This window comes from Streptomyces sp. NPDC101393 (genome assembly GCF_044767385.1).
Classification (GTDB): domain Bacteria; phylum Actinomycetota; class Actinomycetes; order Streptomycetales; family Streptomycetaceae; genus Streptomyces.
This window is the reverse complement of record NZ_JBIWNU010000002.1, coordinates 677,046-700,770: the sequence shown is the minus strand read 5'-3', so window position 1 is coordinate 700,770 and position 23,725 is coordinate 677,046. Positions and strand designations below refer to the sequence as shown.

Here is a 23,725-nt window from a genome sequence, read left to right as displayed (position 1 = left end):
GGCTCACCACGCGGCGTCGTCCCACTGGTCGAGCAACGCGTCGCCGTCGGTGTCATCGCCCGCCGACGCCCCGTTCTCCAGGGCCTGTTCGGTCCAGATGACCTTGCCGTTCGCCGCGTACCGGGTCCCCCACCGCTGGGAGAACTGCGCGGCGAGATACAGCCCGCGGCCGCCCTCGTCCGTGGTCGCCGCCCGCCGCAGATGCGGGGCCGTGCTACTGCCGTCGGACACCTCGCACACCAGACTCCGGGTGTGCAGCAGCCGCACCCGGACGGGCTCCGCGCCGTAACGGATGGCGTTGGTGACCAGTTCGCTCAGGATCAGCTCGGTGGCGAAGCTCAGGTCCGAGAGGCCCCAGCTGTCGAGCCGGCCGGCGACATCCGCGCGCACCGGCGCGACGGCCGCCGGATCGCTCGGCACGTCCCACTCGGCGATCTGCGAACGGTCCAGCAGCCGCGTACGCGCCACCAGCAGCGCGATGTCATCGCTCGGCCGGGACGGCGCGACGGCGTCGAAGACGCGCCGGCAGGTCTCGTCGGGCCCGGCGTCCGGCAGCTGCTCCAGCGTCCGGTGGAGCAGGTCCAGGCCGGTGGCGTAATCCCGGTCGCGGTCCGTCACCAGTCCGTTCGTGAACAGCACCAGCCGGCTGTCCGGCGGCAGCTGCACCTCCAGGGTCTCGTAGGGCTCGCCACCGAGGCCCAGCGGCGGCGACACCGGGACCTCGGGGAAGCTCACGCCCCCGTCCGGCAGCACCAGCGCGGGCCCCGGGTGGCCGTTCGTCGCCATCGTGCAGAGGCCCGAGGCGGGGTCGTAGATGGCGTACAGGCAGGTGGCGCCCGCGGTCTGCGCGCTCTTGTCCTCCGCGGTGCGGTCCTGGTCGATCCGGGTGACCAGCTCGTCCAGACAGCCCAGCAGCTCGCCGGGCGGCAGGTCGAGCGCGGAGAAATTGTGCACGGCCGTGCGCAGCCGGCCCATCGTGGCGGCGGCGTGCAGACCGTGGCCGACGACGTCCCCGACGACCAGGGCGACCCGCGCGCCGGGCAGCGGGATCACATCGAACCAGTCGCCGCCCACCCCCGCCTTCTCCGCCTGCGCCGGCAGATAGCGGTACGCCACCTCCACCGCGTCCTGCTCGGGCAGCGCCCCCGGCAGGAGGCTGCGCTGCAGGGTGACGGCGGTGGTGTGCTCCCGGGTGTAGCGGCGGGCGTTGTCGATGCACACCGCCGCCCGGCTGCCCAGCTCCGCCGCCACCGCCCGGTCCTCCTCGTCGAACGGTGCGGAGCTGCCCGCCCGCCAGAAGTTGGCCAGCCCCAGCACCACGCCCCGGTGCAGCAGCGGCACCGTGACGAGCGAATGGATCCCGGCCGCCCGGAGCCGCCCCACCCCGTCCGGATCCTGCCGCTCCCAGCCGGGCACGGCCAGGAGTCCGGGCACGAGGGACGGCTCGGCGGCGTCCAGCGCCCGGCACTGCGGGGCGGCGCCGCCGTAGGTGATCCGCTCGTCCAGTGGGAACAACGTGCCGTCCCGCAAGGCCGCACTGCCACCCGACGGCCGCGCGCCGACGGCCGCCCGGCGCAGCCCCGCCCCGCCGCCCGCGTCCGGCTCCTCACCGTTCAGCACCGGCTCCACCAGCTCGACGGTGACGAGGTCGGCGAAGCGCGGGACGGCGACCTCCGCCAGCTCCTCGGCCGTCCGGCGCACGTCCAGCGTCGAACCGATCCGCGCACCGGCGTCGTGCAGCAGCCGCAGCCGCTCCCGCGCGGCCTCCGCCCGCCCCGACAGCGCCTGCAGTTCCGTGGTGTCCCGCAGCGTCGCTACCCTGCCCTGCGGGCCGCCCTTCGCCTCGGTGGGCCGGATATTGACCGCCAGCAGCCGGTCCCCGGCCGGGCACACCTCGTCGGTCGCGACCCGGCGCGACGTCAGCAGCTCCAGCGTCTGCTCGTCCAGGCCCAGGTCCGCCACCTGCTGCCCCTGGGCGTCGGGGCCCAGCTCCAGCAGCCGCTGTGCCTCGTCGTTCGCCAGCAGCAGCCGGCCGTCCTCGTCCAGGATCACCACCCCCTCACGGACCGAGTGCAGGACCGCGTCGTGGTGCTCGTACATCCGGGTCATCTCGACGGGCCCGAGGCCATGGGTCTGGCGCCGCAGCCGGCGGCCCAGGAGCAGCGTGCCGCCGGCGGACAGCGCGAGCGCCCCCGCCGCGCCGCCCAGCAGGAGCGGCAGCTGCCCGGCCGCCGCGCTCTCGACCTGCTGGACCGTGATCCCGACCGAGACCAGACCGGCGATCGAACCGTTACCCCTGGTCACCGGCGCGATCGAGGTCACCGTGGTGCCCGTGCTGGAGTCGATGGTCCGGGTGAAGGGCCGGCCCGTGAGGGCGTCCTTGTAGGGGCCGATGACGTGCTTGCCGATCAGGGACGGGTCGGGATGGGTGTACCGGATCCCCCGCAGGTTGAACACCACCACGCTGTCGACCCCGGTGTTCCTACGGGTCTGCTCGGCGAACGGCTGCAGCACGGCGGACGGATCCGGACCGTCCAGCGCCCGCGCCATCCCCGGCCCGTTGGCGAAGGCCACGGCAACGGCCTGCGAGCGCTGGCGCGCCGCGCCGGTGAGATCGGAACGGGACTGGAGCACCAGGGCAGCCGTGGCGGCCGCCACCAGAAGCACGGTGAAGACCAGCTGAAGGAGCATCAGCTGGCCCGCCAGGGTGCGCACACTCAGCACCGACCGCAGGGGAATCCCTGAGGAGGCGTGCGAGCCGTTGCGCCCGTTTCCCGGCGGAGGGTTCCCGTTGTGCGTCGCGGCGCCCCGCCGCCGGTCCCGCTGTGACCGGCCGCGGAACAGCGGGAATCGAGATCGACGCAAATGTTCGATCATATCCCCTTTTATAGCACTGGACTGTGCTGCGCCGCCCTCGCGCTCGGCGGGAGCGCGGACAGGCGGACGCGCCGCGCAACAGCGTTCCGGGAGGCCCGGTTGGGTGAGTGAGGGGCCTGCCGAGGGGCACCCGGCGGCTCCGGGGGTGAGTTTGGAGGCACCTCGGCACGCGCCGACGACGGCCGGTGGTCCGAAGAAGGCCGCAAGGAGAGAACCGACAGCTTGCCCTGGGGGCCGCCAGGGCGCATTCCTGATCCGACCGGAGGCGTCAAGCGTGCAGCTCACGGTAAGGGGGACGGCCGTGCGGGCCGGCCTGTGGTGGCGCCGGGCATGGGGATCGGACGGCCACGAACGCCATACCGCGCTGCTGATCGGCAAGAGCACCCTGGCCGCGACGCTCGCCTGGGTGATCGCCCACCTCCTCCTGAACGCCGCCTCGCCCGCGTTCGCGCCGTTCTCGGCGGTGCTGATCATACAGGTCACCATCTACCAGTCGCTGGTGCAGGCACTGCGCTATGTCGGCGCGGTGGCGGCCGGGGTGGCGGTCCAGGCCGCTCTGGGCTTCCTCGTCGGGACCGAGGTGCTGACGTTCGCGCTGGTGGCGCTGGTCGCCCTGGTGATCGGGCGATGGCCGGTCCTGGGCGCGCAGCGCACCCAGGTGGCCACGGCGGCGTTCTTCGCCTTCTCCACCTATGCATCCCTGACGGGAAGCGTCGAAAAGATCAGCGCGCTCGGGCAGATCGTGCTGCTGGTCGTCATCGGATGCGTGGTGGCGCTCGCCGTGAATTTCGCGGTCCTGCCGCCGATGCGCTACCGCAGCGCCGAGCACAGCATCCGGACCCTCGCCCAAGCCCTGTGGGAACTGCTCGACGACATCCACCCGGCCCTGTCGGCGGGTGACTTGGACGAGGAGCGCACCGGACGGTGGCGCATCCGGGCCGCGCAGACCGAGGATTTGATCGCCCAGGCCAGGGCCGGTATGAGCACGGCGCGGGAGAGCCTCTACTACAACCCGCGCCGGCTCCTGCGCCGGCACCGCGGGCGCACCGGCTTCGAGAACTACGGCGCGGTGCTGGAGGCGCTGGAGCGGACGCTCTACCAAACCGGTTCCCTCATCCGCAGTCTCGATCAGTGGCGTGACAGCGAGATGAGCTACAGCTTCCGGCCCTTCCTGGGGAGCTACGGCGCGTTCCTCGGCGCCATCGCCGAGAACGCCCGCCTCCTGGGCAACCTGGACGAGGACCATCTGGCCGACCAGGCCGTTGAACTGTGCCAACTGGCGGAGCGGGCCCAGAACTACCGGAGCCAGGTGATCGCGCAGGCCGAGCACGCCGGCCTGCCCCTCACCGATCCGGCCCGCCCCTACGGGGTGTTGGTGGTGGAGGCCACTCGTCTGATGGAAGAGTTCCAGCACACCAGCGATGTCCTGCGGCGCTATCACGACACGTGACCCGGCCGGGCCGGGCGCAAGCATCGGCCACGGCCGTCGGCGCCGATCAGCCGGGCCCGGTGGACGGCTGCCCGTCCACCCCGCGCCATTCGATCAGCAGGATGGTCGCGTCGTCGTTCAGCGCGTCCTCGTGGTGCTCGAGGATCGAATGCATCAGCCGGCGTAGCGCCTCGGCGGTGAGTTCGCCCGCGGCGGTGGCCCGGATGATGTAGTCACTGAACTGCTCCAGGCCGAACTGCGGGCCGTTCGCCAGGCGCGCCTCGGTCACCCCGTCGGTGTAGAGCAGGACCCGGTCGCCGGGCTCCAACGCCATCCGATGCACTTCCCGCGGTGTACCGGCAAGCTTGGCCGGCATGCCCATCGGAGGTTCCCCGGGGCGTTCCAGGGCGCGGTCGAGCACCTTGTGGTCACGGATCAGGAGCGGCGGCGGGTGCCCGCCGTTGCACCACTTCAGCACTCCCGCGGTCAGATCGAGCTCCGCCACGATCCCCGTGCAGAACTGATCGGGGAGCCATTCGGCGAGTACGTCGTCGACGGTGGTCACGAGTTCGCGCAGTCCGCCGCCCATCCGGCGGGTGCTCCGGCAGCCAGCCATCGCGATGGCCGTGGTCAGTCCCGAGGCGAGGTCGTGGCCCATCGCGTCGAGGATGACCACGTGCAGCGTGGACTCCGTCAGGGCGTGGTCGAAGGCGTCCCCGCCCAGTTCGTAGGCGGGTTCCAGCACCGCGGTCGACACGACACGGTCGCCCCCGATGGTGCGGGGCGGCAGCAGGGCCCGCACCATTTCCGCCGGCAGCGACATGGTCTCGGTACGGGACTGCTCCACGAACCGGTCGCTGAACGCCCGCTTGGAGGTGATCGCCATGGCAAGGACGGACGCCAGGGTCCGCAGCCGCCGCAGCCGTGCGGTGTCCAGTGACCGCGTGTAGCAGGCGATGACGCCCAGCCGCTCCTCCCCGTCGACGAGCGGAAGCCAGACGATCATCCCTTCCGTACGGGTCTCCTCCACGCGGAGCGCGAGGGCCCGGTACGCCCAGCCGGCCATCGAGGAGTCGACCAGCAGCTTGTCCTCCCCCGACAGTGCGGTCAGCCAGCGCTGCTGGAGGTCGACGAGGTAGATGACGACCCGCTCCACCCCGATGCGCGCGGCATAGCGGTCGACGAGCGACGGCAGCCCCATCGGTGCTGTCCGGTGCACGTCTGCCAGCAAGCCCTGCAACAGTTCCTCGCCGCCGCCGGCCGCGAGGCTCTCCTCCGGCACCCGGCACCTCCAGCCCGGTTGGTGGTGATCCGACTCCCCTCCAGGATCACGGGGGACCGGTGCGTCGGCATCCGGGCCGATCCGCGCGCAGGGCGGCCGCGCGGCGGCGTCCGTGCACCCGGCCGTTGCCGCGCGGCCCGCGGGGCATCCATGGCGTCGGGTGGGCCCTGTGGTGGACTCCGGGCATGGCGACAAAGGCTCTCATCGTGGTCGATATGCTCAGCCTGTACGACCACCCGGATGCGGAACTCCTCCGTCGGTCGGTCAGGGACGTGCTCCCGAATGTCCGCAGGATGATCGAGCGGGCGCGGGCCTCCGATGTCGTGGTGATTTACGTCAATGACAATTTCGGCCTGTGGCGCTCGCATCATGACGAACTGCTGGACATCGTCCTGAGCGGTCCGCACGCCGAGTTGGTCGAGCCGGTCCGCCCCGAACCCGACTCGCTCTTCGTCGTGAAGACCCGGCACTCGATCTTCTACGACACCCCCTTGGAATACCTGCTCGGCCGGCACGGTATCGATTCCGTTCTCCTGTGCGGTCAGGTGACCGAGCAGTGCATTCTCTATTCGGCGCTCGACGCCCACATCAGGCATCTGGACGTGATCGTCGCAGAGGATGCCTGCGCGAGCATCCACCGTGACCTTGCCGCCGCCGCATTGCAGATGATGGAACGAAACATGCAGGCCCGCGTGGTGCGTTCCACGGACGACGGGTTGTTCTGAGGGGCGGCGCGGGCCGGTGCGTCCCGGCCGATCGGCTGTCGCGCGGCCGATGTCCCAGCGGCGTACCGTGGACGCAAGCGCTCTTCACAAGGGTGGCCAGGGACGGTACGGGCCTCGCGTGCATAACGCTCTGGACAGCGGGAACGGGCTCCGTAAGAGCGGTGCCGCGGGCAAAAGCGATCCGCCGTACCGCCGGCCGAATGTCCGGGTGAATCCTCCGGATCCGTACGAGGAGGCAGCGCCATGCAACTCTCGCTCCTGCAACCCGTTATCGATCGGCCCGGTCCGTGGGCTTCGGTTTATGCCGACGCCTCGCACCACACGGAAGACGCGGCCAAACAGCAGGAGTTGGCGGCGCGGGCCGCCGCCGACCGCCTTTTCGCACTCGGGGCGGACGAGGCCACCTGCGGTGCCGTGCACGAGGCGCTCACCGCTTCGCCGCGCGCCGGCGAGTCCGCAGCGAACATCGGCCGCGCGGTGTTCGCCACCGCGGGCGAGGTGGTCCTTGACGAGTCGCTTCCCGGGCGGCCCACCGCACCCTTCACCACGTGGGGGCAGTTGCCCCGCCTGACGCCGCTGATCGAGGCCCTCGGCAGTGACCCCGTCTGCCTCGTCGTCTACGTGGACCGCACCGGCGCCACCTTCGTGCTGCGTACCGACCGGGGGAGCGACGCCGCCGGGGAGGTCGCGGGCGATGACTGGCCGGTCCACCGCACGGCGACTTCGGAATGGTCCGAGTCGCGCTTCCAGGCGAAGGTCGAGAACACCTGGGAGCACAACGCCGAAGAGATCGCCGGAGCGGCGCGCGGGGTGTTCGACACCTGCGACGCCGATGTCGTGCTGCTGGTCGGCGACCCGCGCGAGCGCCGCTCCGTGTTCCACAAGCTCCCCGAACCGGTCCGCGCCGTGACCTACGAAAGTGAGCACGGCGGACGCGCGCACGGAGCGCAGAGCGAGCTTCTCGAGCGGGACATCGCCCAGGTGCGGGCGGCCCACGAACGGGAGCACGTGGACGACGTGGTGGGACGCTTCCGTACGGGTGCCGGACCGGGCGGCAGCGACGCGCCGTACGCGGTGGCGGGCGTGCCGTCCCTGCTCGACGCGGCGCGCGAGCACCGCATCGACACCCTGCTGATCGGTCCGGACGGCTCCGACGTCGCCCGGGAGGTCTGGGTGGGGCCGGGCGCCGACCAACTCGCCGTCCGCGGCTCCGAATTGCAGTACCTGGGCGAGGTGCACCCGACCCCCGCACGTGCGGATGACGCCCTGGTCCGCTCGGCGATGGCGAACGGCGCCGAGACGGTGGTCGTCCGCGACCCGGCACAGGCACCGTCCGGCGGACTCGGTGCCCTGCTGCGCTGGGCCGAGCCCGGCCATGAGCACGGGCCTGGCCAGGCCTGAGCGGTCGGCCCGCTCCGCCCCTCGTGTCGCGCGCGCTGCCGTTTCGGCGTGAAGTGGTAGATGCCGACCCGAGGGAGTGCGGGGCGGCGTCCCCCCATCCGTCCAGCCGCGGAAACAGGAGCGAACCATGCCGGCAGGAGCCAGCCGCAAGCGTGAGCGGCAGTACGAGCACATCAAGGAAGGCGCAGAAAAACGCGGCACCTCGGAGAGCCGCGCCGAGGAGATCGCCGCGCGGACCGTCAACAAGGAACGCGCCCGCTCCGGCGAGGCGAAGTCCCCCGGCAAGGTGTCCACCCGTGATCCGAAATCGGCCTCGCAGCGTGGCGGAGAGCGCTCGCACCGCGGCCCCGGCGGGCCCACCAGGGACCAGCTGTACGAAGAGGCGAAGAAGAAGAACGTCGAGGGACGCTCGCACATGAACAAGGATGAACTCCGCAAGGCAGTCGGACGCTGACCCGCGCGCGGTCGGCTCACGCCCAGGTGGCCGTCCGGGCCGAATGAGGACATAAGGAGAGACCCGGTCATGCCTGTTTCCGCCGCGCACGTCGAGCCGGTACGCGGGGCCCCGTGCTGGGTGAACCTGCTGACCCATGACCTGCGGGCCGCCAAGGCCTTCTACAGCGAGGTCCTGGGCTGGAGCTTTCGCCGCGGGAGCCTGGGCGAGGAGTTCGCCGTCGCCCTGCTGGACGGGCAGCCGGTCGCCGGAATCAGCGCCCTCGCCCCCGGCCTGCGGACAGCGGTCGCCTGGACCCCGTACTTCGCCGTGGACGACGCGGACGACACCGCGGACCGGGTCCGGGAGCGCGGGGCAACCGTCGCCGTCGGGCCGCTGAAGTTCGGCTGGGGGCGCGCCGCGCTCGCCGCGGACCGTGACGGCGCGGTGTTCGGTTTCTGGGAGGGCCTGGCCCTGCCCTGGTCGATCGGCGAGGGCAGGGCACCGGGCTTCCTGGAGCTGCGGACGCGGGACGCGTTCGACGCCGCCATCTTCTACGGCGGCGTCTTCGACTGGAGCAAGCCCGGCGGGTGCGAGGTCAACTACGCACACGACCGGGTCCAGGTCAGCGACCGCACCCACACCGTCGCCACCCTCTACGGCGGGGCCGTCGAGGCAGCACCCGATCCGCAGGTCAGGCCCCGCTGGAGAATGCATCTGCGGGTCGACGACGTGGCGGCGGTCACGGCCGCCGCGCTCGCCGCCGGCGGCACGGTCCTCCCGATGACACCGGTCGAGGGGCGGCCCGGGAATCACGCGGTGGTCCGTGACCCGGACGGCGCCTTCTTCGCCGTCACCGATTCCCCGTAGCTCCGTGCGCCGGTAGCCCCCATACCCGCCCCTCCGCCGTGCCCCGGCGTGCCATCCGGCCCTCCGGTGCACGGCGCCGCTGTGTGCGGGAAGCCGTGCGTACGGGGGGCGCCGACATGATTGGACCCGCTCAGGATGCGCGTGGCACCAGGGAGCTGACACTGGGTACATGGCAGAGCACTCCCGGACACGGTCTCGTTCCACGTCGACGGCAGCCCGAAAGAGCAAACAGTCCCAGAACGGGCCGGGCGCCGCCGCACGCGGCGCGGCCGAAATGCTGCAGAGCCTGATCAGCCACCGCACGGAGGGCGTTTCGGCAGTGCGGCGCACCGAAGACGGATGGTGCGTCGAGGTCGAGGTCCTCGAATTGCCGCGCATTCCGGATACCACGAGCCTGCTGGCGACGTACGAAGTGCGGCTCGACCAAGACGGTGAACTGCTCGAATACTTCCGCACCCGTCGCTATCGCAGGGGCGCGGCCGACGAGTGAGCAAGCTGCTGTGACCAGCTGAAAGGAATCGCACGATGACCACCACCTATTCCGGCGAGGTCGTACCGTGCCCGCCGAGGGCAGGCACGTTGTACGACGTGCTGGAGCTCATCCTGGACCGGGGAATGGTCATCGACATCTTCATCCGGGTGTCGCTGGTCGGTATCGAGATCATCAAGATCGACGCACGCATCGTCGTCGCCAGCGTCGATACCTACCTGCGCTTCGCGGAGGCGTGCAACCGGCTGGACCTGGAGCGGGATTCGGGCAGTGTCACCGTCCCCGAGTTGTTCAGCGGCCAGGCTGCCAAGAGCATCGGGAAGAAGAAGGCCAAAAAGGCCGTCAAATCCGTTGGCGACACCGTCCGGGAAGTGGTGGGCGGCGGCGATTCCGACGAGGAATCGGAGAAGGAGGAGCGGCCGCAGCAACGCCGGAGCGCACCCGCCCGGTCCGGGGCCGCTTCGCGTCGCCGCCGCGCCGAGGAGGACTGATCGGTGGCGGACCACGGCACGTATGTCTACGGCATCGTCCGGGCAGGTCACCGGGTGCCCCCGGGCCTGCGCGGGGTCGGCAGCCCGCCGGGGGAGGTCGCCGCGCTCGTCGAGGGGCGGGTAGCGGCCGTCGTCAGCCCGGCGCCCTCGGACCTGCGCGCCCGGCGCCGGGATCTCCTGGCGCATCAGGAACTGCTGCTGGGCCTGGACGCGGACGGGCCGGTACTGCCCATGCGGTTCGGCATGGCCGCGGCGGACGAGGCAGCGGTCCGCCGCCTGTTGGCCGACGCGGAGGAGCAGCATCTGGCGGTGCTGGAGCGGGTGGACGGCCGGGTCGAGATCAACGTCAAGGCGATGTCTGCCGATGACTCCCTCGCCGCGCTCGTGAAGGAGGAGCCCACGATCCGCCGGCTGCGCGAGGCGGTGCGCAAGCGGCCGACGTACGAGGCGAATGTGCGCCTGGGGGAGGCCGTGGCCACCGCGCTGTCGCGCCGGGCGGCCGAAGCGGGGCAGGGAATCGTGCGCGATCTGGAGCCCTTGGCGCGGACGCTGTCCCCCGGCCCGGAAGTCCCGGGGTGCCTGGTGAACATGTCGTTCCTGGTCGACCGCGGCGGCGCCGCCGCCTTCACCGCGGAAGCGGAACGCCTCGCGCAACGGCATCGCGACCGCGTCGTCCTGCGGGTGGCCGGCCCGCTGCCCTGCTACAGCTTCCTGGAGCCCGCAACCGCACCCGTCGGAGCGTGACATGGGGCTGTTCAGCGCGTTGCTGACCCTGCCGCTGGCTCCGGTGCGGGGCGTGACCTGGGTGGCCGATCAGATCGCCCAGGCGGCCGACCGCGAGCTGCACGATCCCGCGCTGATCCGTGCCCAGCTCGCCGCCCTGAACCAGGAATTCGAGAACGGGCACCTCGGCACCGAGGCGTTCGAACGGGAAGAGGACAGGCTGCTCGACCTGCTGCACCCCCGCGCGGTACGGCCCTGGGGGCCGGCGCACCCGCACGCGACGACGACGAAGATTGGGAATGAGTGACAGCCAAGTGACCGACGTCGATTTCCGGCAGGGCGTCGATGCCGCCCGCGCCAACGGTCCCGGTACCACCAACCTCGCCGACATCCTCGAACGCGTCCTCGACAAGGGCATCGTCATCGCCGGCGACATCAAGATCGACCTCCTCGACATCGAGCTTCTGACCATCCGGCTGCGGCTGTTCGTCTCGTCCGTCGAGACGGCCAAGAAGGCCGGGATCGACTGGTGGGAGACGGATCCGGCGCTCAGCTCGAAGGCGGCCCGCAGCGAACTGCAGGACGAGAACCGCCGCTTGCGCGAGCGTCTGGAGGCCCTGGAGTCCGGCGACGACGACGCGTCGAGCTCCTCGCTCACCGAGGGCGAGGCGGGAGCATGACCGGCCCGGACGACACGACGGCCACCTATGTCTTCGCCGTCTGCCGGCGGCTCGGTCCGGCGGCGCTCTCCGCACTCTCCGGGCTCCCCGGGCTGGCCGGGGGCGCCCCGGTGCGCGGCCTGGCTTTCGGTCCTCTCACGGCCGTGGTCCAGCAGGTGCCCGCCGCCGAGTTCACGGAGGAGGCATGGCAGCAGCGGCTGACCGACCGTCAGGATCTGGAGCGGTGTGCGCGGGCGCACCATGAGGTGGTGACCGCGGCAGCCGCCTGTGGGCCGACGGTGCCGCTGGCGCTGGCCACTCTCTACCGCGGAGACGACCGCGCGCGAGAGGCGCTCACCGAGGACGCGGAGCGATTCGCCGCGGCACTGGTCCGCGTCGAGGGCCACGCCGAATGGGGCGTCAAGGTCTACTTGCCGGCCACCGCCCCCGAACTTTCCGGCGTCGGCGCCGCTGCCACCGCGTCGCCGGTCGGCGGCGGATCCGGCAGCGGGGCGGGCCGTGCCTACCTGGAGCGCAAGCGCGGCCTGCACCAGGCGCGGGAGCGCCACCATGACCGCACGATGCGGACGGCCGAGGACGTGGACGCCGAGCTGACGCAGCTCGCGGCGGCATCCCGTCGCCTCCGCACGCACAGCCAGGAGGTGACGGGCGAGAAGCATCGCCTTCAGGTCCTCAACGCCGCGTACCTGGTCGCCGCCGAGCGCGAAGGTGAACTGGCGGACGCGGTGGAGGGCCTGCGCATCCGGACCGGAGCGCAAATCGAGGTGTCCGGCCCGTGGGTGCCGTACTCCTTCGCCGGGGAGGTGTGAGCCGTGACCGTGCGCGAGCCCGTTCCCTGGGAGACACCGGGCCCCCTCTCCGGGCCCATCGGCGTCCCGCTGGTGGACCTCCTCGACCGCCTGCTGGCCACCGGAGTCGTCGTCAGCGGCGACCTGGTCATCGCCATCGCGGACGTCCCCCTCGTACGCCTTTCGCTGCATGCGCTGCTGTCATCGGTCAGCGAGCGGATGCCGGCGCCGTGGGCGGACGGAGGCCCGCTGTGACGCGGGGAGAGACGAGGCCCGAGCGGCGGCCCGAGAGCCGCTTCGACATCGACCGCGATCAAATGGGCAAGGACCTGGTCGCGTTGGTGCTGACGATCGTGGAACTCCTCCGCCAGCTGATGGAGCGGCAGGCGATCCGACGGGTGGAGCAGGGGGATCTGAGTGAGGAGCAGGTGGACCGGATCGGCGATACCCTCATGCACCTTGACGAGCGGATGACCGAGCTGTGTGACCAGCACGGCCTGAGTCTGGAAGACCTGAACCTCGACCTGGGACCGCTGGGTTCGCTGCTGCCCCGCGCCTGACCGGTGGAGTGCCGGCCAGGCCGGCAGGCCTTACTCCTCCTCCTCGTCTTCCTCTTCCCCTTCCTCCTCCTCGTCGTACTCGCCGTCCTCCTCCTCTTCCTCCTCGTCCGGCTCGTCTTCCTCGTCCTGCCCTTCCCCTTCTTCCCCTTCTTCCTCTTCGTCCTCGTCCCGGCCTTCGTCGCCCTGGTCGTCGTCCTCCAGGCCCTCTTCGTGGGTGCGGACGACTTCCCCGTCGCGGATCTCGCCGCGCCAGCCCTCGATGTCCTCGTCCTCGGTGAGGGTGACGTACCGCTGGAAGTGCTTGAGGTCCAGGCGGAGCCGGCGGCCCTGCGCGCGCCAGATGTTTCCGGTCTTCTCGAAGAACCCGGAGGGGTAGTACTCGACCACCACGACGATGCGGGTGAGGTCCGGAGTCAGCTCATGGAAGCTGACGGCGCCGCGGGTGGAGCCCTTTGAGCCCTCGGAGGTCCACACGATGCGTTCATCGGGGACCTGCTCCTGGACGGTCGCCTTCCAACTGCGGTTGGAGAACGCGACCTTGAGCTTCCAGTCGCTCTCGATCTCGTCCGACTGCGAGACGCTCGTCACGCCCTTGGTGAAACTGCTGAACTCTTCCAGCTCGCACCACCGGTCATAGACCGTGCGCAGCGGCATGCCGATGTCGAGAACTTCGATGATATTGGTGACCTTCGTGTTACCGGCTTTCCCGCCACCGCCGCCGAAGGCGCTCTTGACGGAGTCAACGGCCTTGTCCTTGAGGCTGCCTGCCTTTTCGCTGAGGAAGGCCTTGACCGGATTCTCGCCGCCGAGGGCGCGCTTGCCGGCGGAGAGCAGGTCTCCGCCTCCGTCGCCCACGTCGTTGAGGCCTTGCGTCACGTCGCTCAGTTTGCCGCCCAGTTTGTCCACGAGCTGCTGACCCCTCGCTTCGGCGTATCCGGCGAGCTGCTGTTTGAGCTGGTCGAGGCCGGAGAGGTTTTCCGTTGCTGCGTCGTCCTCCTTCTCGGACATGAGCTACCTCCCCCGGCTGCGGGACGTCTTCTTGGCGGCGGCCTTCTTGGCGGGTTTCTTCGCGGCAGTCTTCTTTGCCGTGGACTTCTTCGCCGCGGTCTTCTTGGCAGGTGTTTTCTTGGCCGGCGTTTTCTTCGCAGATGTGGCGGGGGCCTTCTTGGCGGGGCGCTTCTTCGCGGGTCGTTTCTTGGCAGGGGCCCGCTCTTCCTCCGCCTCCTCGTCCTCTTCCGCCGCCTCGTCGTCCTCGTCCGGCTCTTCTTCTTCCTCTTCCTCCTCGGATTCGTCGTCCTCCGCGCCTTCGCCCTCTTCCTCGCCCTCTTCCTCGTCCTCGTCCGCGGGGAGGCCCTGCAGGGCACTGGTGCGCTGTTGGATGGTGCCGGCGAGTGAGCTGAGCCCGCGGTCCGCCGTCGCGGAGAGCGCGGCGCGGGCAGCTTCCATGAGCTCCCCTCGGACCTGCTCGATGAGCTGCTCGACCTGAGGGGTCTGGGACAGCTTGCGGGCGCCTTCGGTGGCCAACTCCTGTGGCCCAGGGAGACGTTGGCCGACGAGCAGTGAGGCGAGCCCTATCGCGAGCTTCCCCTTCTTCGTCCGGCCGAGGAGATAGCCGGCGGCTATGGCGCCGGTGAGAGCGACTTTCGTGCTGGTGTCCATATTCGGCCTCGCGGCATGGTCGTAGGGCCGGCTGCTCGGAGTCGCGCGCAGCTCTGTCCCACCGTCGCTGACTCCCCGGATGCGCGACCGCACGGTGCGTATCGAGTGGGCGGTGGCCTCCATTCCACCTTCACCCCACCCGCGCGGCAGCGCATCTCCGGTGGCGGAGAGGGCGGTCCGTGCCGGGATCCGTATCGGCCTCCACGGCCCGTATCGGGCTCGGTCGCCTGCCGTGCGGAACGCGTCGATGAAGGTGCCGCAGGACGCGGCAAGGTCGTCCGGCCTGAGAGTGCGGATGAGGGCGGCGCCGTGAAGCCCTTCACCTGTGCGTCGCCCCGCGTGCCGCCGCGATGGCGTCCGTCCCCGATATGGCTGCCGCGCCGCCCACCCCGCGCCGGAAGAGCGGCTGCTGTCTGTACGGGGGCGGTCGCGGCCGGCTGTCCGCACCCCGGGTGACCTGGGGGTGCGGACAGCCGGCCGGACGGATCGCGCGGGGAGGGGCGCTCTCGTCGCGAACGGTCAGAAGCCCTGGGCCAGGCGGTGATAGGCCTGGTTCCAGCGGATCTCCTTGGTGAACTGGCGCATCGTTGTGGCCGTGTCGATGGTCAGCAGTTCGGTGCCGGCCATCTCGGCGAAGTCCGTGAGCTCTTCCGTCCCGATCGCGCTGGAGAGCACCGTGTGATGCGGGGCGCCTGCCGTCAGCCAGGCCTCGGCGGAGGTCCGCAGATTCGGCAGTGGCCGCCAGACGGCGCGCGCGACGGGGAGCCGGGGGAGGGGCTCGACCGGCTCCACCACGTCGATCTCGTTGGCGACGAGCCGGAACCGGTCGCCCATGTCGGCCAGTCCGGCCACTACGGCGGGGCCCGGCCGGGCGTCGAAGACGAGCCGGACCGGGTCCTCGCGGCCGCCCATGCCGAGCGGATGGATCTCGCAGGACGGGGTGGCGGCCGCGACGGACGGACAGACCTCCAGCATATGGGCGCCCAGAATGAGTTCTTGACCGCGCGTCAGATCGTAGGTGTAGTCCTCCATGAAGGAGGTGCCGCCGGGCAGACCGGCCGCCATCACTTTCATCGCGCGCAGCAGGGCGGACGTCTTCCAGTCGCCCTCGCCGCCGAAGCCGTAGCCGTCGGCCATCAGCCGCTGGACCGCCAGACCGGGCAGCTGCCGCAGCCCGCCCAGGTCCTCGAAGTTCGTGGTGAAGGCGTGGAAGCCGCCCTCGGACAGGAAGGCGCGCAGCCCCAGTTCGATGCGCGCCGCATAGCGCAGCGCGTCGTGCCGGGCGGCGCCGGTACGCAGCTCGGGGGCGATGCGGTAGGTGTCCTCGTACTCCTTGACGAGGTCGGTCACCGCGGCGTCGGCTGTCGCGTCGACGACCTCGACCAGATCGTTGACGCCGTAGGTGTTGACGGCGACGCCGAACCGCAGCTGCGCCTCGACCTTGTCTCCCTCGGTGACCGCGACCTCGCGCATGTTGTCGCCGAACCGCGCCAGCCGCAGCTCGCGCAGCGCCGCGCTGCCGGCCGCGGCCCGTGCCCAGGAGCCGATGCGGGCGGTGACCTGCGGATCGCTCACATGGCCTGCGACGGTCTTGCGGGGCACCCCGAGCCGGGACTGGATGTATCCGAACTCGCGGTCCCCGTGCGCCGCTTGGTTGAGGTTCATGAAGTCCATGTCGAGGGACGACCAGGGCAGTTCCACATGGGCCTGGGTGTGCAGATGCAGCAGCGGACGGCGCAGCGCGTCCAGGCCGGAGATCCACATCTTGGCGGGCGAGAAGGTGTGCATCCAGGCGATGACGCCCACGCAGGAGTCGGTGGCGCTCGCGTCGAGGCAGACCCGCCGGATCGCCGCGGAGTCGGTGAGCACGGGCTTCCAGACGACCCGCACCGCGATGTCGGCGGAGTCCTCCAGGGCGCGGGCGATCTGCTGCGACTGCGCCGCGACCTGCCGCAGTGTGGCCTCGCCGTAGAGGCCCTGGCTGCCGGTGAGGAACCAGACCTCGCGGGCGTCGGGTGCGGTCATGCGCGTACTCCTTGCGACGGGGGCTGCTGCTGCCCGTAGACGTTCTGGTAGCGGTCGTGCAGTCGGTCGATGTCGGTGGGCAACAGGGGCTGTGGCTCGCCGAGTTGCCGGGAGATGTGCACGGTGCGGGCGACGTCCTCGCACATCACCGCGGCCTTCACGGCGGCCTTACCGTCCTTGCCGATGGTGAAGACCCCGTGGCCGGCCATCAGCACGGCCGGTGAGCGGTGGCCCCGGAGGGTCTCGACGATGCCCTGGCCGATGGAGTCGTCGCCGATCAGCGCGAACGGGCCGACCGGGATCTCGGCCCCGAACTCGTCGGCCATGGCGGTCAGGACGCACGGCACCGGCTCATGGCGGGCCGCCCAGGCGCATGCGTAGGTGGAGTGGGTGTGCACCACGCCGCCGACCTCGGGCAGCTGCCGGTAGACGTAGGCGTGCGCGGCGGTGTCGGAGGACGGCGAGAGCTCGCCCTCGACGACCGTCCCGTCCAGATCGCAGACGATCATGTTCTCCGGTGCCAGGTCCTCGTACGCGACCCCGCTCGGCTTGATGACGAAGAGATCGTGGCCGGGGACCCGGGCCGAGACGTTTCCGGCGGTCCACACCACGAGGTGGTAGCGGACGAGTTCCTGGTGCAGATCGCTGACCTGGCGGCGCAGGCCGGCGACGGCCTCGACGGCGGAGGCGGGAAGAGAGCTCACGAGTTCAGTCCTCGCTGGGGGTGACGGTGGCCAGGGCGTGGTTACGGATCCGGCGCAGGCGGTGCAGCAGCTTGTCCGCGCCGGTGCCGAAGTGGTCGTGCAGCGCGCGGTATTCGGCGTAGAGCGCGTCGTGGACGTCGGCGCGCGCCGGGTCGGGGCGGAACGCCGCGCGCTCCACCCGGCCCATCGCGTCGGCGGCGGCGCGGACATCGGGATACGCGCCGGCCGCGACGGCGGCGTGGATGGCCGAGCCGAGAGCGGGGCCCTGGTCGGACGCGGCCAGGGAGACGGGGCGGCGCAGCACATCGGCGTAGATCTGCATCAGCAGTGCGTTCTTCTTGAGGCCGCCGCTGACGATGAATTCGCTGACCGGTACGCCGCCGCCCTCCAACGCCTCGACGATGACGCGGGTGCCGTAGGCGGTCGCCTCCAGCAGGCAGCGGTAGATCTCCTCGGGGCGGGTGGCCAGGGTGAGCCCGGCGATCACGCCGGAGAGGGTGTGGTCGACGAGGACGGAGCGGTTGCCGTTCATCCAGTCGAGCGCGACGAGCCCGTGGCCGCCGACCGGCAGACCGGCGGCCTTGCGGGTGAGCAGTTGGTGCAGATCCTCGCCTCTCGCCGCTGCCTCGTCGGCATACCCGGCGGGCACTCCCTGGCCGGTCCACCAGGCGAAGATGTCGCCGACGGCGCTCTGCCCGGCCTCGTAGCCGTACGCGCCGGCCACGATGCCGCCGTCCACGACCCCGCAGATCCCCGGGATTTCGGGGGCGAGTGCGGCACCGTTGACGACATGGCAGGTGGAGGTGCCCATGATGGCGAGGAGCTGCCCGTTTTCGACGGCCTTCGCCGCGGGCGCCGCGACATGCGCGTCGACGTTCCCGGCGGCGACCGCGATGCCTTCGGGAAGCCCCGTCCAGCCGGCTGCCCGCGCGCTGAGCGAGCCGACCCGCGACCCGAGCGGGGACAGCGGGTGTTCCAGCCGGGTACGGGCGAAGTCGGCGAAGCCGGGGTGCAGCGCGGCCAGATAGTCCTCGTCCGGGTACTTCCCGTCCTGGTGAATGCCCTTGTACCCGGCCGTGCAGCTGTTGCGGGTCTCGCTGCCGCACAGTTCCCAGACGATCCAGTCCGCGGCCTCGATCCACCGCGCGCAGGCGGCGTACACCTCGGGTGCCTCCTCCAGGACCTGGAGTGCCTTGGCGAACTGCCACTCGGCGGAGATCCTGCCGCCGTACCGGGACAGCCACTTCTCGCCGCGCTCATGGGCCAGCGCGTTGATCCGGTCGGCCTGTGGCTGGGCCGCGTGGTGCTTCCACAACTTGGGCCAGGCGTGCGGGTGGTGGGCCCATTCGGCGGTCTCGGCCAGCGGGACGCCGTCCGCGCGGACCGGCAGCACCGTACAGGCGGTGAAGTCGGTGGCGATGCCGATGACGTCACCGGGATCGATGCCCGCGTCCGCCAGCGCGGCGGGGACGGCGGTGCGCAGCACCTCCCGCCAGTCCGCCGGATGCTGGAGCGCCCAGTCCGGTGGCAGCGGCTGTCCGGTGCCCGGCAGGGTCCGTTCGATCACGGCGTGCGGGTAGGGATGGACGGCGGAGCCGATGATCTCGCCGTCGCTCACCCGGACCACCACGGCACGTCCCGAGAGCGTGCCGTGGTCGACGCCGATGACGTAGCGGTGCTGAGGGCGCGGGTGCACGGTCACATCCGTTCTTGGGAGGGGGGACGGCACGGGCGGGCCGGCCGGGATCTGTGCAGCTGACCGCTACTGTGAGCGCTAACATTCAGTGGTGTCAAGGGACACGGAACGGGGCGTGGGGGCCTGGCCGGCCCGGGGCAGGAAGGGGCGCGATGCACCAACTACCCCTCATCCAGCAGCTGTTCCGTCCAGATGGCCTTGCCGGAGGTGGTGTACCGGCTGCCCCAGCGGTGGGTGAGCTGGGCGATCAGGAACAGACCGCGGCCGCCCTCGTCGGTGACCCGGGCCCGGCGCAGATGCGGCTGGGTCTGGCTCGGGTCGGCGACCTCGCAGATCAACCGCTGTTCCTTGATCAGCCGCAGGGTGATCGGTGCGCAGGCGTAGCGGACGGCGTTCGTGACCAGCTCGCTGACGATCAGCTCGGTGGCGAAGACCAGGTCATCAAGGCCCCACTCGACGAGCTGGGCGCCGATGACGGCCCGTGCCCGCGCCACCTCCCGCGGCTCGGCGTCCAGCTCCCATGCCGCGGTGCACGCGCGCGGCAACTCCCGGACGCGGGTCAGCAGCAGTGCCACATCGTCCTCCGGCGAGGTGGCGTGCAGCCGCTCCTGGACCCGCCGGCCGGCCTCGGCCATCGGCTGACCGGACCGGGCAGCGGCCTCCGCGGCCTCCCGCACCGTCGCGAGCCGGTCCTTCGCCTCCGGGGAGTCCCAGGCCAGGGCGCTGCTGTGGAACGCGAGCACATCTCCCGGCTTCAGCTGCAGCTCCGTCGGCTCGAACGGCTCACCGCCCGTTCCCAGCGTCGGCCCGCGCGCGATCCGCACCTCCTCGGCGCCCGCATCCCCCTGCCGTACCAGGATCGGTGCCGGGTGCCCGGCGGAGGCCACGAGGCAGCGGTGGGTGACCGGATCGTAGATCGCGTAGACGCAGGAGGCGCCGCACAGCGCGCCCGCGGCGCCGGGGCGGATGTTCTCGCGCTGTTCGGTGCCGCCGAAGCGCACGACGAGATCGTCGAGATGGCTGAGCAGTTCGTCCGGCGCCGGGTCCAGATCGGCCAGCGTCTCGACGGCGGACCGCAGCCGGCCCATGGCGGCCGCGGCACGGAGCCCCTGCCCCGGCACGCTGCCCACCACGAAACCCACCCGGGTCGAGGAGAGCTCGATGACGTCGTACCAGCTGCCACCGATGCCCGCCGGGGTGTCGGCCGGCACGTGGATACCAGCCGTCTCGGCCGCCGCGGAGTCCGCCACCGGCCGGGGGAGCAGGCTGCGCCGCAGGGCCTCGGCGGTGCGGCGCTCGTTCGTGTAGCGGCGGGCGTTGTCGATGCCCAGCGCCGCCCGCGCGCCGACCTCCTCGGCGAGGTCGGCGTCGGACCGGTCGAAGGGCCGGCGGTCACCGGTGCGCCACAGGGCGACGGAGCCCAGCACCAGCCCCCGCGCCCGTAGCGGGATGACCAGGAGGGACGTGGCACCCTGCGGCAGCTCCGGACGGGACGCCCCGCTTTCCTCCGTCGGCAGCTTCCGGACGTCGGCCAGGTCGGGCAGGAAGCCCACCGAATCGTGCCGCAGGTGCTCTCCCGCCACGTCCTTGACGTACAGCGTGGCGCCGAGCGGATGGCTCTCCCGCGGCCACCGGCCGTCGGCGGCGGCGACCGCCGTCCGGCGCATCGCCACCTCACCGGAGTACTCACCCGGCTCCTCGCCCAGCACCGCCCCGGTGAGGTCGACGGCGCCCAGGTCGGCGAAGGCCGGCACGAGCACCTCGATCAGTTCCTCGGCATTGCCGGCGATGTCGAGGGTGGTGCCGATCCGCGAGGCGGTGGCGTTCAGCAGATCCGTACGGGACGAAGCACCGGAGTCGGCCGGTAGGACACCCGGTCCCGCGTCCGGGGGGACGGCCCCGGGGGCGCCGTCCGCGGGGGTCAGCCGGACCAGCAGCCGCGCGCCGTTCCCGGAGCCCGTGACGAGCGTCGCGACGTCGAGGAACACGGCCCGTTTGCCGCCGTCCGCCCCCAGCAGCACGGCTTGCCCCGCCTGCCGCACACCCCCCAGGGCTCTCGGGACGAGCAGGGCCCACTGCGCCGGATCCTCGAAGTAGCTCGTGAAGTCATGCCCGCACAGCCGCTCGGGGCTGCTGCCCAGCAGATCCTGCGCGGACGGGGTGCAGCTCAGAACGGTGTGTCCCGCGTCCAGCACGAACTCGGCGGGCACCCCCGCGGCGGGGAGCCGCCGTGCTGACCGGTTGTCACTCATCCGTGACTCGATTCGTACGAGGCCGGTCGGGCATGCCTCCATTCAAACGCGTCACCGTCCCGGCCGCCTCTCGCCCCGGTTGCCCCGTCCCGGCCGGTCCGTCCTCGGCCGGGTCGGGGCCCAGGTCAGCGCCCCGACCCGCGCTCTGACCTGTGAACGTGAACAAATAGACTCGGATCAGCGCGCGACGAGACCGACCGGATCGACCGGATCCACCGGATCGACGAGACCGACGAGAGGCCCGCGAGTGGCAACACGACGTACAGACCCGGAGCCGCGTCAGCCCGCGATGACGGATGTGGCCCGCGTCGCCGGAGTGTCCCACCAGACGGTGTCCAGGGTCCTCAACGGCGCACCGCACGTCCGCCCCGACACCCGGGACCGGGTCCTCGCCGCCATCCGCGAGCTGGACTACCGCCCCAATTCCGCGGCCCGCGCCCTGGTCACCCGGCGGTCCCAGACCATCGGCGTGGTCAGCTTCGGCACCGCGCTCTACGGGCCCGCCTCCATGCTGGAGGGCATCGAGCAGGCCGCGCGCAGCGCCGGCTACTACGTCAGCGTGGCGAGCCTGCGCTCGCTCGACAGCCGCTCGGTGCTGGAGGCCGTCGACCGGCTCCGCGACCAAGGCGTCGAGGGCGTCGTCGTGATCGCGCCGCAGACCCCCGTGGTGAGCGCCGTAGGGCAGCTGTCGACCGCCGTGCCCGTCGTCGCCGTCGGCCCGGACAGCCGCTTCAGGCTGCCGACGGTGGCGATGGACAACGAGGCGGGCGCCCAGGAGGCCACCCGGCACCTGCTGGACCTCGGGCATGCCACCGTGCACCACATCGCGGGCCCGTCCGGCTGGCTGGAGACCGCGACCCGCATGGACGGCTGGCGCGCGGCCCTCGAAGCGGCCGGGGCGCCGGTGCCGCCGGTGCAGAGCGGGGACTGGAGCGCCCGCTCAGGACACCAGGCCGGGCGGCGCATCGCCGAGAACCCCGAGGTCACCGCGGTGTTCTGCGCCAACGACCACATGGCGCTCGGCCTGCTGCGCGCGCTCCACGAGGCGGGCCGGTCCATCCCGGACGACATCAGCGTGATCGGTTTCGACGACATCCCCGAGGCGGGTTACTTCGCCCCGCCGCTGACCACGGTGCGCCAGGACTTCGGCGAGCTGGGCCGCTGCGCCCTGGAGCTGCTGGTCGAGGAGCTGACCGGGGTGGAACACGCCCGCAGCCACGCCTTGGTCCCGCCGACGATGGTGCTGCGGCGGAGCACGGGGCCGGTGCGGCGCGCCTAAGGTCTGTCGTGTGGTCCGTCCGCGCGGTCCCTCTGGCGGGTGCCTCCCGTTCCGACCGGGCCGGTGATCCGGGCCGGTCCGGACGGAAGGCCTGTGCAGTGTGTCGCCGCGGCGCTCAGGAGCCGATCTTGCGCTTGTTGCTGACGTCGAAGCCGACCGCCGCCAGCAGCACCAGGCCCTTGATGACCTGCTGGTAGTCGGTGCCGATACCGACCAGCGACATGCCGTTGTTCAGCACGCCGAGCACCAGCCCGCCGATCAGCGCGCCGAGGACGGTGCCGACGCCGCCGGAGGCCGAGGCGCCGCCGATGAACGCCGCCGCGATCGCCTCCAGTTCGAAGTTGATACCGGCCTGCGGGGTGCCGGCGTTGAGCCGGGCCGCGAAGACCAGACCGGCGAGCGCGGCCAGCACACCCATGTTGACGAAGGCCAGGAAGACGATCCGTTTGCTCTTGACGCCGGAGAGCCGGGCGGCAGGCTCGTTCCCGCCGATCGCGTAGGTGTGGCGGCCGAGCACGGAGTTGCGCATCAGGTAGCCGAAGGCGACGAGCAGCACCCCGAGGATGAGCAGCACGATCGGGAACCCGTGGTAGCTGGCCAGCAGCAGGGTGAACGCCGTCACCGCGGCGGTGATGGCCGCCAGTTTGACGAGGAAGAAGCCCCTCGGCAGCAATTCGAGCCCGTATCCGGCGGTCTTGCGGCGGCCCCGGATCTCCTGGACGACGGCCAGCACCAGCACCGCGAGACCGAGCAGCAGCGTCGGATTGTGGTAGTCGGTGTACGGGCCCACCTCCGGCAGGAACCCGCTGCTGATCTTCTGGAAGCCCTTGGGGAAGGGCGCGACGGACCGGCCCTGCAACAGGATCTGGGTGCCGCCGCGGAACAGCAGCATGCCCGCCAGCGTCACGATGAAGGACGGGATGCCGACGTAGGCGATCCAGAAGCCCTGCCACGCGCCGGCGACCGCGCCGATCAGCAGCGCGGCGACGAGCGCGACCGGCCACGGCATCCCGTGCTTGACCATCATCACCGCCGAGGCGGCGCCGACGAAGGCGGCCAGCGAGCCGACCGACAGATCGATGTGCCCGGCGATGATCACGATCATCATGCCGACGGCCAGGATCAGGATGTAACTGTTCTGCTGGATCAGGTTGGTGACGTTGAGCGGCTTGAGCAGCGTCCCGTCGGTCCAGATCTGGAACAGCACCACGATCAGGGCCAGCGCGACGATCATGCCGTACTGCCGGACGTTGCCGCGTACGGCCTGGACGAGGAGCGCGCCCACGGCGCCGGACGCCGCCGCGGGCTGTTTCTTCGTCGGCGGCTGCGGCTCGACTTCGAGGGTCGGGGAAGGGGCCATC

At 71.3% G+C, this 23,725-nt stretch carries 23 protein-coding genes; 14 read left to right on the top strand and 9 right to left on the bottom strand.

The annotated features are described in order from the left end of the window. Positions 1-3 precede the first annotated feature (3 nt). Positions 4-2,877, bottom strand: a complete 2,874-nt coding sequence (locus ACIRQ7_RS08780; RefSeq protein WP_404261015.1) for a SpoIIE family protein phosphatase — start codon at positions 2,875-2,877, stop codon at positions 4-6. A 274-nt stretch (positions 2,878-3,151) separates the two neighbouring features. Between ACIRQ7_RS08780 and ACIRQ7_RS08775 the strand changes: the two genes are divergently transcribed. Further along, positions 3,152-4,327: an aromatic acid exporter family protein gene (locus ACIRQ7_RS08775; protein ID WP_404261013.1), complete on the top strand. Its 1,176-nt coding sequence runs from the start codon at positions 3,152-3,154 to the stop codon at positions 4,325-4,327. A 46-nt stretch (positions 4,328-4,373) separates the two neighbouring features. Here ACIRQ7_RS08775 and ACIRQ7_RS08770 read toward each other — a convergent pair whose 3' ends face one another. Next, the gene (locus tag ACIRQ7_RS08770) at positions 4,374-5,588 is read right to left on the bottom strand and encodes a PP2C family protein-serine/threonine phosphatase (protein WP_404261012.1); all 1,215 of its coding nucleotides are present in this window, start codon (positions 5,586-5,588) and stop codon (positions 4,374-4,376) included. 185 nt (positions 5,589-5,773) lie between these two features. Here ACIRQ7_RS08770 and ACIRQ7_RS08765 point away from each other — a divergent pair, with 185 nt between their 5' ends. The 12 genes from ACIRQ7_RS08765 to ACIRQ7_RS08710 all read left to right on the top strand — a co-directional run bounded on the left by ACIRQ7_RS08765 (position 5,774) and on the right by ACIRQ7_RS08710 (position 12,749). Continuing rightward, positions 5,774-6,313, top strand: a complete 540-nt coding sequence (locus ACIRQ7_RS08765) for an isochorismatase family cysteine hydrolase (protein ID WP_404261010.1) — start codon at positions 5,774-5,776, stop codon at positions 6,311-6,313. 243 nt (positions 6,314-6,556) lie between these two features. Continuing rightward, positions 6,557-7,714, top strand: coding sequence for a Vms1/Ankzf1 family peptidyl-tRNA hydrolase (locus ACIRQ7_RS08760; RefSeq protein WP_404261009.1), 1,158 nt, complete (start codon positions 6,557-6,559; stop codon positions 7,712-7,714). Positions 7,715-7,841: 127 nt separating this feature from the next. Then, the gene (locus ACIRQ7_RS08755; protein ID WP_401468259.1) at positions 7,842-8,168 is read left to right on the top strand and encodes a plasmid stabilization protein; all 327 of its coding nucleotides are present in this window, start codon (positions 7,842-7,844) and stop codon (positions 8,166-8,168) included. A gap of 69 nt (positions 8,169-8,237) precedes the next feature. Beyond that, positions 8,238-9,017: a VOC family protein gene (locus tag ACIRQ7_RS08750; protein ID WP_404261007.1), complete on the top strand. Its 780-nt coding sequence runs from the start codon at positions 8,238-8,240 to the stop codon at positions 9,015-9,017. Positions 9,018-9,186: 169 nt separating this feature from the next. Then, positions 9,187-9,507 carry a gas vesicle protein gene (locus tag ACIRQ7_RS08745; RefSeq protein WP_401468265.1) on the top strand — a complete coding sequence of 107 codons (321 nt, stop codon included), beginning with the start codon at positions 9,187-9,189 and terminating at the stop codon, positions 9,505-9,507. A gap of 35 nt (positions 9,508-9,542) precedes the next feature. After that, positions 9,543-9,998, top strand: a complete 456-nt coding sequence (gvpJ, locus tag ACIRQ7_RS08740; protein WP_404261005.1) for a gas vesicle protein GvpJ — start codon at positions 9,543-9,545, stop codon at positions 9,996-9,998. A gap of 3 nt (positions 9,999-10,001) precedes the next feature. Then, positions 10,002-10,742, top strand: coding sequence for a GvpL/GvpF family gas vesicle protein (locus tag ACIRQ7_RS08735; protein WP_404261004.1), 741 nt, complete (start codon positions 10,002-10,004; stop codon positions 10,740-10,742). Between the two features lies 1 nt (position 10,743). Beyond that, on the top strand, positions 10,744-11,028 hold the full coding sequence (locus ACIRQ7_RS08730) for a gas vesicle protein GvpG (protein WP_404261002.1): 285 nt from the start codon (positions 10,744-10,746) through the stop codon (positions 11,026-11,028). Positions 11,029-11,035: 7 nt separating this feature from the next. Further along, positions 11,036-11,401, top strand: coding sequence for a gas vesicle protein (locus ACIRQ7_RS08725; RefSeq protein WP_401469240.1), 366 nt, complete (start codon positions 11,036-11,038; stop codon positions 11,399-11,401). Then, complete coding sequence (locus ACIRQ7_RS08720) at positions 11,398-12,210, top strand: GvpL/GvpF family gas vesicle protein (RefSeq protein WP_404261001.1); 813 nt, start codon at positions 11,398-11,400, stop codon at positions 12,208-12,210. Before ACIRQ7_RS08725 ends, ACIRQ7_RS08720 begins: the two co-directional genes overlap by 4 nt. A gap of 3 nt (positions 12,211-12,213) precedes the next feature. Then, entirely contained in the window at positions 12,214-12,444 is a 231-nt protein-coding gene (locus ACIRQ7_RS08715) for a gas vesicle protein (RefSeq protein ID WP_404261000.1), read from the top strand. After that, positions 12,441-12,749, top strand: a complete 309-nt coding sequence (locus ACIRQ7_RS08710) for a gas vesicle protein K (RefSeq protein ID WP_404260999.1) — start codon at positions 12,441-12,443, stop codon at positions 12,747-12,749. Before ACIRQ7_RS08715 ends, ACIRQ7_RS08710 begins: the two co-directional genes overlap by 4 nt. A gap of 30 nt (positions 12,750-12,779) precedes the next feature. Here ACIRQ7_RS08710 and ACIRQ7_RS08705 read toward each other — a convergent pair whose 3' ends face one another. The 6 genes from ACIRQ7_RS08705 to ACIRQ7_RS08680 all read right to left on the bottom strand — a co-directional run bounded on the left by ACIRQ7_RS08705 (position 12,780) and on the right by ACIRQ7_RS08680 (position 21,085). Further along, a complete protein-coding gene (locus ACIRQ7_RS08705; RefSeq protein ID WP_404260998.1) occupies positions 12,780-13,757 on the bottom strand; it encodes an SRPBCC family protein in 978 nt (325 codons plus the stop codon). A 3-nt stretch (positions 13,758-13,760) separates the two neighbouring features. Then, a complete protein-coding gene (locus ACIRQ7_RS08700; RefSeq protein ID WP_404260997.1) occupies positions 13,761-14,408 on the bottom strand; it encodes a hypothetical protein in 648 nt (215 codons plus the stop codon). Between the two features lie 519 nt (positions 14,409-14,927). After that, positions 14,928-16,433: an L-arabinose isomerase gene (gene araA, locus ACIRQ7_RS08695; RefSeq protein WP_404260995.1), complete on the bottom strand. Its 1,506-nt coding sequence runs from the start codon at positions 16,431-16,433 to the stop codon at positions 14,928-14,930. Continuing rightward, positions 16,430-17,137 carry an L-ribulose-5-phosphate 4-epimerase gene (locus ACIRQ7_RS08690; RefSeq protein WP_404260994.1) on the bottom strand — a complete coding sequence of 236 codons (708 nt, stop codon included), beginning with the start codon at positions 17,135-17,137 and terminating at the stop codon, positions 16,430-16,432. Before ACIRQ7_RS08690 ends, araA begins: the two co-directional genes overlap by 4 nt. A 4-nt stretch (positions 17,138-17,141) precedes the next feature. Continuing rightward, positions 17,142-18,839 carry a ribulokinase gene (locus ACIRQ7_RS08685; RefSeq protein WP_404260993.1) on the bottom strand — a complete coding sequence of 566 codons (1,698 nt, stop codon included), beginning with the start codon at positions 18,837-18,839 and terminating at the stop codon, positions 17,142-17,144. Between the two features lie 155 nt (positions 18,840-18,994). Next, positions 18,995-21,085: a SpoIIE family protein phosphatase gene (locus ACIRQ7_RS08680; RefSeq protein ID WP_404260992.1), complete on the bottom strand. Its 2,091-nt coding sequence runs from the start codon at positions 21,083-21,085 to the stop codon at positions 18,995-18,997. Between the two features lie 289 nt (positions 21,086-21,374). Here ACIRQ7_RS08680 and ACIRQ7_RS08675 point away from each other — a divergent pair, with 289 nt between their 5' ends. Next, entirely contained in the window at positions 21,375-22,364 is a 990-nt protein-coding gene (locus ACIRQ7_RS08675; protein WP_401469243.1) for a LacI family DNA-binding transcriptional regulator, read from the top strand. 115 nt (positions 22,365-22,479) lie between these two features. Here ACIRQ7_RS08675 and mmsB read toward each other — a convergent pair whose 3' ends face one another. Continuing rightward, positions 22,480-23,724: a multiple monosaccharide ABC transporter permease gene (gene mmsB / locus ACIRQ7_RS08670; RefSeq protein WP_404260990.1), complete on the bottom strand. Its 1,245-nt coding sequence runs from the start codon at positions 23,722-23,724 to the stop codon at positions 22,480-22,482. Between the last annotated feature and the right edge of the window lies 1 nt (position 23,725).

Coding starts and splice junctions, on each gene's coding strand:
- ACIRQ7_RS08675 (WP_401469243.1), top strand. CDS start 21,375: ATGACGGATGTGGCCCGCGTCGCCGGAGTGTCCCACCAGACGGTGTCC.
- ACIRQ7_RS08760 (WP_404261009.1), top strand. CDS start 6,557: ATGCAACTCTCGCTCCTGCAACCCGTTATCGATCGGCCCGGTCCGTGG.
- ACIRQ7_RS08765 (WP_404261010.1), top strand. CDS start 5,774: ATGGCGACAAAGGCTCTCATCGTGGTCGATATGCTCAGCCTGTACGAC.
- ACIRQ7_RS08745 (WP_401468265.1), top strand. CDS start 9,187: ATGGCAGAGCACTCCCGGACACGGTCTCGTTCCACGTCGACGGCAGCC.
- ACIRQ7_RS08700 (WP_404260997.1), bottom strand. CDS start 14,408: ATGGACACCAGCACGAAAGTCGCTCTCACCGGCGCCATAGCCGCCGGC.
- gvpJ (WP_404261005.1), top strand. CDS start 9,543: ATGACCACCACCTATTCCGGCGAGGTCGTACCGTGCCCGCCGAGGGCA.
- araA (WP_404260995.1), bottom strand. CDS start 16,433: ATGACCGCACCCGACGCCCGCGAGGTCTGGTTCCTCACCGGCAGCCAG.
- ACIRQ7_RS08780 (WP_404261015.1), bottom strand. CDS start 2,877: ATGATCGAACATTTGCGTCGATCTCGATTCCCGCTGTTCCGCGGCCGG.
- ACIRQ7_RS08755 (WP_401468259.1), top strand. CDS start 7,842: ATGCCGGCAGGAGCCAGCCGCAAGCGTGAGCGGCAGTACGAGCACATC.
- ACIRQ7_RS08680 (WP_404260992.1), bottom strand. CDS start 21,085: ATGAGTGACAACCGGTCAGCACGGCGGCTCCCCGCCGCGGGGGTGCCC.
- ACIRQ7_RS08750 (WP_404261007.1), top strand. CDS start 8,238: ATGCCTGTTTCCGCCGCGCACGTCGAGCCGGTACGCGGGGCCCCGTGC.
- ACIRQ7_RS08730 (WP_404261002.1), top strand. CDS start 10,744: ATGGGGCTGTTCAGCGCGTTGCTGACCCTGCCGCTGGCTCCGGTGCGG.
- mmsB (WP_404260990.1), bottom strand. CDS start 23,724: ATGGCCCCTTCCCCGACCCTCGAAGTCGAGCCGCAGCCGCCGACGAAG.
- ACIRQ7_RS08705 (WP_404260998.1), bottom strand. CDS start 13,757: ATGTCCGAGAAGGAGGACGACGCAGCAACGGAAAACCTCTCCGGCCTC.
- ACIRQ7_RS08720 (WP_404261001.1), top strand. CDS start 11,398: ATGACCGGCCCGGACGACACGACGGCCACCTATGTCTTCGCCGTCTGC.